At 58.7% G+C, this 10865-nt stretch carries 10 protein-coding genes and 1 tRNA gene; 5 read left to right on the forward strand and 6 right to left on the reverse strand.

From position 1 onward, the window contains the following. Both ACIQ3A_RS11360 and ACIQ3A_RS11365 read left to right on the forward strand, forming a co-directional pair. Nucleotides 1-927: oxidoreductase (locus tag ACIQ3A_RS11360; protein ID WP_396431850.1), on the forward strand; the 927-nt coding region annotated here is incomplete at its 5' end. A 31-nt stretch (nucleotides 928-958) separates the two neighbouring features. Continuing rightward, the gene (locus ACIQ3A_RS11365; protein WP_396431851.1) at nucleotides 959-1930 is read left to right on the forward strand and encodes a Bug family tripartite tricarboxylate transporter substrate binding protein; all 972 of its coding nucleotides are present in this window, start codon (nucleotides 959-961) and stop codon (nucleotides 1928-1930) included. Between the two features lie 72 nt (nucleotides 1931-2002). Here the strand turns inward: ACIQ3A_RS11365 and ACIQ3A_RS11370 are convergent, their stop codons facing one another. From ACIQ3A_RS11370 to ACIQ3A_RS11380, 3 genes are all read right to left on the reverse strand, one after another. Next, nucleotides 2003-2593, reverse strand: a complete 591-nt coding sequence (locus ACIQ3A_RS11370) for a DUF3501 family protein (RefSeq protein WP_396431852.1) — start codon at nucleotides 2591-2593, stop codon at nucleotides 2003-2005. Between the two features lie 11 nt (nucleotides 2594-2604). Next, nucleotides 2605-3954: a (Fe-S)-binding protein gene (locus ACIQ3A_RS11375; protein WP_396431853.1), complete on the reverse strand. Its 1350-nt coding sequence runs from the start codon at nucleotides 3952-3954 to the stop codon at nucleotides 2605-2607. 109 nt (nucleotides 3955-4063) lie between these two features. Next, nucleotides 4064-4486, reverse strand: coding sequence for a rubrerythrin family protein (locus ACIQ3A_RS11380; RefSeq protein WP_108408108.1), 423 nt, complete (start codon nucleotides 4484-4486; stop codon nucleotides 4064-4066). A gap of 321 nt (nucleotides 4487-4807) precedes the next feature. On the opposite strand from ACIQ3A_RS11380, the gene ACIQ3A_RS11385 reads away from it, so the two are divergent. Both ACIQ3A_RS11385 and galU read left to right on the forward strand, forming a co-directional pair. Further along, nucleotides 4808-7876 (forward strand): valine--tRNA ligase, encoded by a 3069-nt coding sequence (locus ACIQ3A_RS11385; RefSeq protein ID WP_396431854.1) that lies wholly within the window; start codon nucleotides 4808-4810, stop codon nucleotides 7874-7876. Nucleotides 7877-7901: 25 nt separating this feature from the next. Next, on the forward strand, nucleotides 7902-8786 hold the full coding sequence (galU, locus tag ACIQ3A_RS11390; RefSeq protein WP_396431855.1) for a UTP--glucose-1-phosphate uridylyltransferase GalU: 885 nt from the start codon (nucleotides 7902-7904) through the stop codon (nucleotides 8784-8786). Nucleotides 8787-8796: 10 nt separating this feature from the next. On the opposite strand, the gene ACIQ3A_RS11395 is transcribed toward galU, so the two are convergent. The 3 genes from ACIQ3A_RS11395 to cysM are packed head-to-tail and all read right to left on the reverse strand — an operon-like array spanning nucleotide 8797 to nucleotide 10498. Beyond that, nucleotides 8797-9024, reverse strand: coding sequence for a sulfurtransferase TusA family protein (locus ACIQ3A_RS11395; protein WP_396431856.1), 228 nt, complete (start codon nucleotides 9022-9024; stop codon nucleotides 8797-8799). Next, the gene (locus ACIQ3A_RS11400) at nucleotides 9024-9581 is read right to left on the reverse strand and encodes an NUDIX domain-containing protein (protein WP_396431857.1); all 558 of its coding nucleotides are present in this window, start codon (nucleotides 9579-9581) and stop codon (nucleotides 9024-9026) included. The genes ACIQ3A_RS11395 and ACIQ3A_RS11400 overlap by 1 nt, the downstream gene beginning before the upstream one ends. Nucleotides 9582-9595: 14 nt before the next feature. Next, on the reverse strand, nucleotides 9596-10498 hold the full coding sequence (cysM, locus tag ACIQ3A_RS11405) for a cysteine synthase CysM (protein WP_396431858.1): 903 nt from the start codon (nucleotides 10496-10498) through the stop codon (nucleotides 9596-9598). Between the two features lie 256 nt (nucleotides 10499-10754). Here cysM and ACIQ3A_RS11410 point away from each other — a divergent pair. After that, nucleotides 10755-10839: transfer RNA gene (locus tag ACIQ3A_RS11410), tRNA-Leu, on the forward strand. Nucleotides 10840-10865 lie beyond the last annotated feature (26 nt).

Below are 10865 nucleotides of genomic sequence, written 5' to 3' on the forward strand. Positions count from 1 at the left end.
GCGGTCGGCCGCATCAGCCCCGGTTGCCTGGGCCTGTGGGACGATGCCACCCAAGCGGCCTTGGCCGACAAGCTGCACCGCGCCCGTCGCCTGGCCCCTGCCATGCCCGTGTGCATCCAGATCAGCCACGCGGGTCGCAAGGCCTCCAGCGCTGCGCCCTGGCACGGCGGCATGCTCATCGCCCCCGAAAATGGTGGCTGGCAAACGGTTGCGCCCAGCGCCTTGCCGCACTTGCCACAAGAGGCCCCGCCCACCGAGTTGAGCTTGGCCGACCTGGCCCAAATCAAAGCCGACTTCGTGAACACCGCCCGGCGCAGCCACGCACTGGGTATCGAGGCGATTGAACTGCACGCGGCCCACGGCTATTTGTTGCACCAGTTCCTGTCACCCATCTCCAACCAGCGCAGCGATGCCTACGGCGGCTCTTTTGAAAACCGCATCCGTTTCCCGCTCGAAGTATTTAAAGCCGTGCGCGAGGCTTTTGGCGGCACGCTGGGCATGCGCATCTCGGGCACCGACTGGGTCGATGCTGGCTGGACGATTGAAGAAACGGCCGAGTTGTCCATTCAGCTCAAAAAAGCCGGTGCGCAGTTCGTGCACATCTCGTCGGGCGGCGTGTCGCCTTTGCAAAAAATTGCCATTGGTCCAGAGTACCAAGTGCACTTGGCCAAAACCGTCAAAGCCGCATCAACCCTGACCACCATCGCCGTGGGCCTGATCACCGAACCCGCCCAGGCCGAAGCCGTGCTGCAACGCGGCGACGCCGACTTGGTGGCGCTGGCCCGTTCTTTCCTGTACAAGCCGCGCTGGGGCTGGGAAGCTGCTGTGGCGCTGGGAGGCACCGTCGATGCCCAACACCAATACTGGCGCAGCTTGCCCCGCGAAGCCAAAAACATTTTCAACGAAGCCAAGATTGGCATGCGTTGATTTCTGACCTTCCAAAAAAGAGAGACAAACCATGACCACTCGCCGACAACTTACTCGCCTGCTGGCTTTGGCCAGCCTGTGCGCCCCCATGGCCCTGATGGCACAAGCCTTCCCCAGCAAGCCCATCACCCTGGTGGTGCCTGTGCCACCAGGTGGCCTGGTCGACACTTCAGCCCGGCTGATTTCTGAGCCCTTGGGCCGCTTGATCGGCCAGTCGGTGGTGGTGGAAAACAAAGGGGGCGCCAGCGGCAACCTGGCTTACCAACAGGTGGCACGGGCACCCAAAGACGGCCACACACTGCTGGTCTCGTACTCGGGCTACCACGTCGCCAACCCGATCCTGATGAGCAAGCTGCCCTGGGAGCTGAAAGACCTGACACCCGTGGGCCTGATCACCGTGGCCACCAACGTGGTCGCCGTGCACCCCTCGGTGCCGGTGAACAACATGAAAGAGTTCATCGCTTACGCCAAACAAAATGCAGGCAAGCTCAACTACGCCTCGCAAGGCAACGGCTCGGTCTCGCACATTGGCACCGAAATTTTCAAGCAACAGACCAGCATTGACTTGGTGCACGTGCCCTACAAAGGCTCCGGTCAGGCCATTGCCGATGTGCTGGCTGGGCAGGTTCAAGTCTTCATGACCACACCCCCTTCGGTGATGCAGCACATTCAGGCAGGCAAGCTCAAGGCGCTGGCCGTGACCGGCAAAAAACGCCATGCAGGCATGCCACAAGTGCCCACCATGGCCGAAGCCGGGTATCCCAACTTTGACCTGGAGTCGTGGGTGGCCCTGTACGCCCCAGCGGGCACGCCTGCAAGCGCCGTGAGCCAGCTCGCTGATGCGGTCAAGCGCAGTCTGGACTTGCCAGAAAGCAAACAGCGCGCTGATGCAGCAGGCATCGAAGTGCGGTTTGTCGCACCTGCCGAAATGACCAAACTGCTGGACCGCGACATCGCCGACTGGACCCAAGCCATCAAGGCTGCCAACATCAAACTGGACTGATCGGCGGCACGAAAAAAAGCCGGCGCAGGTCATGCGGCCCGCTCCGGCTTTTTGCCATCTGGGTGATGGGGATTACTTCAAATCACCCGCCAAACTGGCCAAAGTATCTGCAGCGACTTCGATGTGCGATGGGTAATGCGTGTGGTCACACCCCATCTTGACCCCTGCCCCGGCTTTGACTGCAGCGCACATGCCAGGTGCCAACTGAAAGCGCACAAAGTGCACCGCCGAAGTTTTTTCTTCGGTCTCGCGGTCCAGGTCTTCGTCGGCAATGGCGTAGACCCTACCATGGCCTTCCACCTCGACAAACATGCGGTCTTCCACACCGATCAGCTTGGCTAACTCACGCTTGCGTTCGTTGATGTCGGTGTACTCGATCATCATGGTGGCCTTCCAGTTGTTGCCATCCGGCACCAGCGGGGCATAAGCATCGATCTCTTGCAGGATGCCCTCTTCTTCAAAGACTTTTTCGATGCGCAGCATCTCCTGGATCTGGTAGCGGATCGTGGTTTCACTTTCAAACTGAATGTTGATGTGGTCTCCCAGTCGCACACTGCGCAGCTTGCGATGGGCGATGACTGCAGGCTTGTTGAGCTTGCGCCACTTGGTGTAAGCCTCCAGAGACATGAGGGTCTCAGGGGTGATTTTTCCGGTCAGTTGCATGGCGTTGCTCCTTATTTGAGGCCGTAGGCCTTGCGCACCAGCGTCAAGGGGTGGTTCAGTTCGGGGGCACCCAGGCCGTTGACTTCAAAGCCCTGGGCAATGTGGTGCCCACCCAGTGGGCAATCCGAGCTGATGAAGTCGGGCTTGCTGCCATCCTTCATGGTGGCCATGGCCTTGAACACCGGTTTACCGATCTTCATGGCCATGTCGTGTGAGCCTTTTTTCACACCATACGTGCCGGCGTGCCCCGAACAGCGCTCGATGGTGTTGATCTGGGTGTCCGGAATCATCTTGAGCATCTCTTCGGTTTTCTTGCCGATGTTTTGCACACGACCATGGCAGGGAATCTGGTAGCTCACATTGCCCAGCTTTTGTGGAAATTCGGTCTTGAGCAGCCCATCGCGCTTGCGGGCCATGAAATATTCAAACGGGTCCCACATGCTGGCTTTCACCAATTGGGTGTCGGTGCAGTCCGGAAACATCAACGGGATCTCTTGCTTGAACATCAAGGCGCAACTGGGCACGGCCGCCATGATGGCGTAGCCGTCCTTGGCGTATTTGGCCAGCACGGGAATATTCGCTTCCTTGGAGGCCTTGACCGAGTCCAGGTCGCCGAGTTCCAGCTTGGGCATGCCGCAGCATTTTTCTTTCTCGACCAACACATAGGGAATGTCGTTGTGGTCCAGGATCTTCAGCAGGTCGTGGCCAATGCCTGGCTCGTTGTAGTTGATGTAACAAGTGGCATAGATGGCCACCTTGCCAGGTGTCTTGGCGCCGTCAACCACCTTCTCTGCTTTGGCATCCGGGGCGCTGCTGCGAAACTTTTGGGTGGCCAATTCGGGCAACCAGGCGTTTTTGTCAACGCCAGCTACGCTCTCCATGACGCTGCGGGCGGCGGCTGTTTTGTTGATGGCATTCACCGCCTGCACCACGATCGGGATACCAGCAAGGGAACCATGCACATCGGTAGAGGCCAGCAACTTCTCGGCAACACCCACGTCACCTTTTTTGAATTTGATGGCCTTGGCCCGCAACATGGTGTGCGGAAAGTCCAGGTTCCATTCGTGCGGCGGGGTGTAGGGGCACTTGGTCATGTAGCACAGGTCGCACATGAAGCACTGGTCCACCACTTTCCAGTAGTCTTTCTTGTCCACCCCATCGACTTCCATGGTTTTGCTCTCGTCCACCAGGTCAAACAAGGTGGGGAAAGAGCCGCACAAACTCACGCACCGGCGGCAGCCATGGCAAATATCGAATATGCGCTCCAACTCGTCAAAACATTTTTCTTCGTTGTAAAAGTCGGGGCTTTCCCAAGCGAGGGCGTGCCTGGTGGGGGCTTCGAGGTTGCCTTCTTTGGCCATGATGTGCTCCTAGCGGGAATTTTTGGGGGTTTTTCCAAGGACTCTGTCGCCAAAGATCTGAGAAAAACCCGCTGCGCATTGCTGTGCAGCGGGGTGACTGGCCGGTGAATCAATCCACCAGTTCGGTCAAAGCTTTCTGGTAACGGTTGGCGTGTGAACGCTCAGCCTTGGCCAGGGTTTCAAACCAGTCGGCGACTTCGTCAAAACCTTCTTCGCGAGCGGTCTTGGCCATGCCGGGGTACATGTCGGTGTACTCGTGGGTTTCACCCGCCACAGCCGAAGCCAGGTTGTCGCGTGTCGAGCCAATCGGCATGCCGGTGGCTGGGTCACCGGATTGCTCCAGGAACTCCAAATGCCCATGGGCGTGACCCGTTTCACCTTCAGCGGTGGAACGAAACAGCGCGGCCACATCGTTCTGACCTTCAATGTCAGCTTTGTTCGCGAAGTACAAATAGCGACGGTTGGCCTGGGATTCGCCTGCGAAGGCATCTTTCAGGCATTGTTCCGTGCGCGAGCCTTTGAGTGCTGCCATGGGTATCTCCTTGTGGTTATCAAGTGGGTTGCCCTGGCGGGATTGCCAGAGAACTGTCAGATTAGCCCCAAACCGATCGAGCGCCCAATAGATTGATGCAATGAAATGGATTTATCAAGGCTATTGCACTTGGCGATTGATAAATATCAAGACACAAAGTTTCACGGTCAACCGAGCACCGCACAACAAGGCCCATTCAGGCAGGTGAATGGCGCACCTGATTAAGCCCGGATGGGCTGGGTAAAATCACCTGATTGGGACTCTCAGTGTCCTGCACGGCATCTGCTGAGATGCCGTTTTCTTTTTTGAAAAGACCCCGCCATGAGCAATGCCCCCATGACCCCGGCCCATCAGCCTGGCCTTGAAAGCCTGTCCAAATCCTTTGAACCCGCGGCCCTGGAAGCCCATTGGGGCCCCGAATGGGAAAAGCGCGGTTATGGCGTAGCAGGTTTTCGGGGCACGGGCGCCCCTGTGGCCAACGCTGCCGCCTTTGCCATCCAGTTGCCGCCACCCAATGTGACAGGCACGCTGCACATGGGCCATGCGTTCAACCAGACCATCATGGACTCGTTGACCCGCTACCACCGCATGTTGGGCTTCAACACGGCCTGGATTCCCGGCACGGACCATGCTGGCATTGCCACCCAGATCGTGGTGGAGCGTCAGCTGCAAGCCAAGGGCATCAGCCGCCACGACATGGGCCCCACGCCCGCAGAGGCACGCAAGAATTTTGTGGCCAAGGTCTGGGAGTGGAAAGAAGAATCGGGCAGCACCATCACAAGCCAGATGCGCCGCATGGGCGACAGCGTGGACTGGAGCCGCGAATACTTCACGATGGACCCCAAGCTGTCCAAGACCGTGACCGAGACCTTTGTTCAGCTTTATGAACAAGGCCTGATCTACCGCGGGAAGCGCCTGGTCAACTGGGACCCGGTGCTGCAAAGCGCCGTGTCCGACCTTGAAGTGGAAAGCGCCGAAGAAGACGGCTTTATGTGGCACATCCGTTACGACTTTGCCAACGGCCCCCAAACCGTTGATGGCGAAACCGTGCAGGGCCTGGTGGTGGCCACCACCCGCCCCGAAACCCTGCTGGGCGACGTGGCCGTGATGGTGCACCCCGAAGACGAGCGCTACAACGCCCTGATCGGCCAACAAGTGCACCTGCCGCTGTGTGGCCGCAGCATCCCCGTGATTGCCGACGATTACGTGGACAAGGCCTTCGGCACAGGCGTGGTCAAGGTCACACCGGCGCATGACCAAAACGACTACGCGGTAGGCCAGCGCCACAAGCTGGAAATCATTTGCGTGCTTAATCTGGATGCGACCATCAACCAAAACGCCCCCGAGAAATACCGAGGCCTCGACCGCTTTGTGGCCCGCAAGGCCGTGGTAGCCGACCTCGAGGCTTCAGGCCATTTGGTCGAAGTCAAAAAACACAAACTCATGGTGCCGCGCTGCGCCCGCACAGGCCAGGTGATCGAGCCGATGCTGACTGATCAATGGTTTGTGGCCATGAACCAGGTCGGCCAAGGCGATGCCACAGGCAAGAGCATTGCGCAAAAAGCCATCGATGCGGTGCAATCGGGCGAAGTGAAATTCGTACCCGAAAACTGGGTCAACACCTACAACCAGTGGATGAACAACATCACCGACTGGTGCATCAGCCGCCAGCTCTGGTGGGGCCACCAAATCCCGGCCTGGTACGACCAAGACGGCAAGGTGTACGTGGCGCGCAATGAAGCCGATGCACAAGCACAGGCTGACAAGATCTCCCCCGGCAAAACACTCAAGCGCGACGAAGACGTGCTGGACACCTGGTATTCCAGCGCCTTGGTCCCCTTCAGCACCATGGGCTGGGGTAACAACAACGATAGCCAAGTCAACACCGCAGCGGGCGAGCGTGCCGGAAACGGACGCAGTGACATTGCGAGCGAAGCGAGTGGGAGCAAGACCGGTTCCGGCAAGCTCCCCAGCGCTACCGACACCGACACCAACAACAGCCAAAGCGACTACGACCTGTACCTGCCCTCTTCGGTATTGGTAACAGGCTACGACATCATCTTCTTCTGGGTCGCCCGGATGATCATGATGACCACCCACTTCACTGGCAAAGTGCCCTTCAAACACGTCTACATCCACGGCCTGGTGCTCGATGCGCAGGGCAAAAAGATGAGCAAGTCCGAAGGCAACGTGCTTGACCCGGTCGACCTGATTGACGGCATCACGCTCGAACCCCTGCTGGACAAACGCACCCAAGGCCTGCGCAAGCCCGAGACCGCACCCAAGGTCCGCAAGCAAACCGAAAAAGAATTCCCCGAAGGCATCCCGGCCTACGGTGCCGACGCACTGCGCTTCACGTTTGCCGCATTCGCCTCATTGGGCCGCAGCATCAACTTCGACAGCAAGCGCTGCGAGGGTTACCGCAACTTCTGCAACAAGCTGTGGAACGCCACCCGCTTTGTGCTGATGAACTGCGAAGGCCAGGACTGCGGCCTGAAAGAACACAGCAAAGCCGAATGCGCAGTGGGCGGCCCGGCCCACGGCTACTTGGCCTTTAGCCAAGCCGACCGCTGGATCAGCTCGCAACTGCAACGCGTCGAAGCCGACGTGGCCAAAGGATTTGTCGAATACCGCCTGGACAACGTGGCCAACACGATCTATGACTTCGTCTGGAACGAGTTCTGCGACTGGTACCTCGAGATCGCCAAGGTGCAAATCAACACCGGAGACGACGCGCAAAAACGCGCGACGCGCCGCACCCTGATCCGCACGCTCGAAACCATCATGCGGCTGGCCCACCCCATCATCCCGTTCATCACCGAAGAGCTTTGGCAAAAAGTCTCGGTGGTGGCAGGCCGTCCGGGTGAATCGGTCAGCATCGCGACCTACCCCGTGAGCCAACCCGAGCGGATCGATGCACAAGCCGAAGCCCACGTGGCCAAGCTCAAGACCCTGGTCGACGCCTGCCGCAACCTGCGTGGCGAGATGAACGTCTCGCCCGCCACCCGCATGCCCATGTATGTACTGGGTGACACGGCCTTCATGCAGAGCGTGGCCCCCGTGTTGCAATCTCTGGCCAAACTGAGCGAAGTCAAGGTGTTCGAGTCAGAAGCCGAATGGGCCGCCGCTGCACAAGCTGCGCCCGTGGCCGTGGTGGGCGAAGCCCGCTTGTGCTTGTTCATGGAAGTCGATGTCGAAGCAGAAAAAATCCGCATGACCAAAGAAGCGACTCGCCTGGAAGGCGAAATCGCCAAGGCCAACGCCAAGCTCGGTAACGAGGCCTTTGTGGCCAAGGCCCCCCCTGCGGTGATCGACGAAGCCAAGAAACGCGTGGCTGAATTCAGCGCCACGCTCGACAAAATTCGCCAACAACTGCAACGTCTGGGCTGATTGCCTGCACCCCAAGGACACCACCATGAGCCACAACGTGATTCGCAAAGCCGTGTTCCCAGTCGCCGGCTTGGGTACGCGCTTTTTGCCCGCCACCAAAGCTGCCCCAAAGGAAATGCTGCCAGTGGTCGACAAACCCTTGATCCAGTACGCGGTCGAGGAGGCCTACAGCGCAGGCGTGCGCCACATGATCTTTGTCACAGGCCGCAGCAAGCGGGCCATCGAAGACCATTTCGACACCGCTTACGAGCTTGAAAACGAACTCGAAACGGCGCACAAAGACGAACTGCTGGCCTTGGTGCGTTCGGTGCAGCCCGACGACATGGTCTGCGCTTATGTGCGCCAACCCCGCTCACTGGGCCTGGGCCACGCGGTACTGTGTGCAGAAGCCATGGTGGGCAACGAGCCTTTTGCCGTCTTGCTGGCCGATGACTTGATGGTGGGTTTACAAGGTGGGCCATCGGTATTGGCTCAAATGGTGGCAGCGCATACGCAACAAGGCCGCTCTATTTTGGCGGTGCAGGAAGTGCCCCTTGAGCACGTCAAACGCTACGGCATCGTGGCGGGCGAATCGGCAGGCAAGCAACTGATGCGCGTCGAGAAAATCGTGGAAAAGCCCAGCCCCGATAAAGCCCCCTCGCGCATGGGTGTGGCTGGCCGCTACATCCTCACGCCGGGCATCTTCAACGAGATTCGCAACCAGCCCACGGGCGTGGGGGGCGAGATCCAGCTGACCGATGCCATTGCCCGCTTGATGCAACGCGAAGCGGTTTATGCCTTCCAGTACGAAGGCAAACGCTACGACTGCGGCAGCAAAGAAGGTTTTTTAGAGGCCACAGTCGAACTGGCCTTGCAGCACCCACAAGTGGGCGCATCGTTTCGCGAATACCTCAAGGGCTTGAGCCTCTGAACACCTGATCTCAGCGCCGCTTCAGCCCAAAAACGAAACTGGTTTCGGTCTTTTCCTGCAAGACCAATTCATGGCCTGTCTGCCTGGCAAATGCCTCGAAATCGCGCCAGGCACCAGGGTCGGTGGCAATCACCTTGAGCAACTGGCCACTGGTCAGATCATTCAAAGCCTTCTTGGCTTTCAGAATGGGCAAGGGGCAATTCAGGCCGCTGGTGTCGATGACTTTGTCAAAATTCATCATGCTTCCTGGCTCGGTTCCTGGCTCTGCGCTTCGCGGTCGGCCCAACTCATGAAAGTAGGCTCGATGCCGATGGTGCGCAACCAGTCGCCCAAGGCGTAGCCGGTCCCTGCAGGCCAGCAAATCAAGTCCTTGAAGTCGACCATCTGGTACTCGGCCAACTCGGGCGACAAGCGCACCTCGCCTTCGGCCACCGCATGGTAGGCAATGATCACCTGGTTCATGCGTTGAAAGTCGTAAGCGCCGATCAGCTTGAGGGCCGAAACCTTCAGGTTGGTTTCTTCGGCAATTTCCCGGCGAATGCCTTCTTCGGGTGTTTCACCGGCCTCCATGAAGCCGGTGATCAAGGCAAAACGACGGCCTGGCCAAGCGGCGTTGCGCGCCAACAAAATCTGCTCACCCACCTGCACAATGCCAGCCAACACGGGTGTGGGGTTGTTCCAGTGGGTAAAGTCACATGCTGTGCAGCGCAGACGCAAGGTCTCGCCGCCATCTTCCATTTGCGAAAGCCAGGCCAGAGGGGTTGCGCATTGCGGACAAAAACGAAATTCAGCCATGAAGCCAGCTCCGGTCAGGCGGGGAAAACGCCAGTAGATAAATATCGGTCACCGCGATCGCACACGATGAACACAATGGTGGCGTTTTGCGCCGTCTTCGCCACCTGCTGGGCCACCCAGCATGCGCCTGCAGCCGAGATGCCCGCAAAAACACCTTCCGTGCGGGCCATCTGGCGGCAAGTTTCCTCAGCTTCGTTCTGGCTGACATAGACCAGTTCGTCCACCTGGCTCGGGTCGTAAATTTTGGGCAGGTATTCTTCAGGCCATTTGCGAATGCCAGGAATGCGCGAACCCTCACTGGGCTGAGCACCAATGATGCGAATCGCAGGATTTTTCTCCTTCAAATACCGGGACACACCCGTGATGGTGCCCGTCGTGCCCATGGCGCTCACAAAATGCGTGACCTGACCACCGGTCTGCTCCCAGATTTCCGGCCCAGTGGTTTCGTAATGAATGCGCGGATTGTCGGCGTTAGCAAACTGGTCCAGAATGCGGCCCTTGCCCTGCGCGGCCATATTGTCAGCCAGGTCCCGGGCGTACTCCATGCCACCACTTTTGGGCGTCAGGATCAACTCGGCGCCAAACGCCTTCATGGTCTGAGCCCGCTCAATCGACAAGTCCTCGGGCATGATCAGCACCATCCGGTAACCCCTGATGGCAGCGGCCATGGCCAGCGCGATGCCGGTGTTGCCGGATGTGGCCTCAATGAGGGTGTCGCCCGGCTTGATCTCACCACGCTCTTCTGCCCGCCGAATCATCGACAAAGCCGGCCGGTCCTTGACGGACCCTGCAGGGTTGTTGCCCTCCAGCTTGCCCAAAATCACATTGTTCCGCGCCGCCATATCGGCTGCTCCCAAACGCTGCAAAGCCACCAGCGGTGTTTTGCCAATCGCATCTTCAATGGTTGGATAAATCATGTGCGTACTTTGCCATAACTTGCAGGCCCCCACCCAATGGAAGGCCGATAAAGGCGAGGTAGCCTGATTGATTGCGAGACCTGTGCTGACCGCGTCAGCTCATTGCAAATGCGAGGGGTTGATCCCAGTGGGTCCGGTCAAGCGTGCATTTCAGAACAACAAGCCCACATCTCGTCAAGAGATTTGACCAGGGCGCTGTCAAAGGCCCGGTAAATCCGCCGAATTTTGTGCCATAATTTGAGTCTTCACAAATACCGCCCGGGTGGTGAAATTGGTAGACTCAGGGGACTCAAAATCCCCCGCCGCAAGGCGTGCCGGTTCGAGTCCGGCCCCGGGCACCACATTAAAAATCAAGCACTTAGCGGTG

It is taken from the genome of Limnohabitans sp., from assembly GCF_044361985.1.
Taxonomy (GTDB): domain Bacteria; phylum Pseudomonadota; class Gammaproteobacteria; order Burkholderiales; family Burkholderiaceae_C; genus Limnohabitans_A.

Excerpts from the sequence above, each read along its gene's own strand:
- ACIQ3A_RS11365 (WP_396431851.1), top strand. The coding sequence starts at position 959 with ATGACCACTCGCCGACAACTTACTCGCCTGCTGGCTTTGGCCAGCCTG.
- ACIQ3A_RS11375 (WP_396431853.1), bottom strand. The coding sequence starts at position 3,954 with ATGGCCAAAGAAGGCAACCTCGAAGCCCCCACCAGGCACGCCCTCGCT.
- ACIQ3A_RS11380 (WP_108408108.1), bottom strand. The coding sequence starts at position 4,486 with ATGGCAGCACTCAAAGGCTCGCGCACGGAACAATGCCTGAAAGATGCC.
- ACIQ3A_RS11400 (WP_396431857.1), bottom strand. The coding sequence starts at position 9,581 with ATGGCTGAATTTCGTTTTTGTCCGCAATGCGCAACCCCTCTGGCCTGG.
- ACIQ3A_RS11395 (WP_396431856.1), bottom strand. The coding sequence starts at position 9,024 with ATGAATTTTGACAAAGTCATCGACACCAGCGGCCTGAATTGCCCCTTG.
- ACIQ3A_RS11370 (WP_396431852.1), bottom strand. The coding sequence starts at position 2,593 with ATGCAACTGACCGGAAAAATCACCCCTGAGACCCTCATGTCTCTGGAG.
- galU (WP_396431855.1), top strand. The coding sequence starts at position 7,902 with ATGAGCCACAACGTGATTCGCAAAGCCGTGTTCCCAGTCGCCGGCTTG.
- cysM (WP_396431858.1), bottom strand. The coding sequence starts at position 10,498 with ATGATTTATCCAACCATTGAAGATGCGATTGGCAAAACACCGCTGGTG.
- ACIQ3A_RS11385 (WP_396431854.1), top strand. The coding sequence starts at position 4,808 with ATGAGCAATGCCCCCATGACCCCGGCCCATCAGCCTGGCCTTGAAAGC.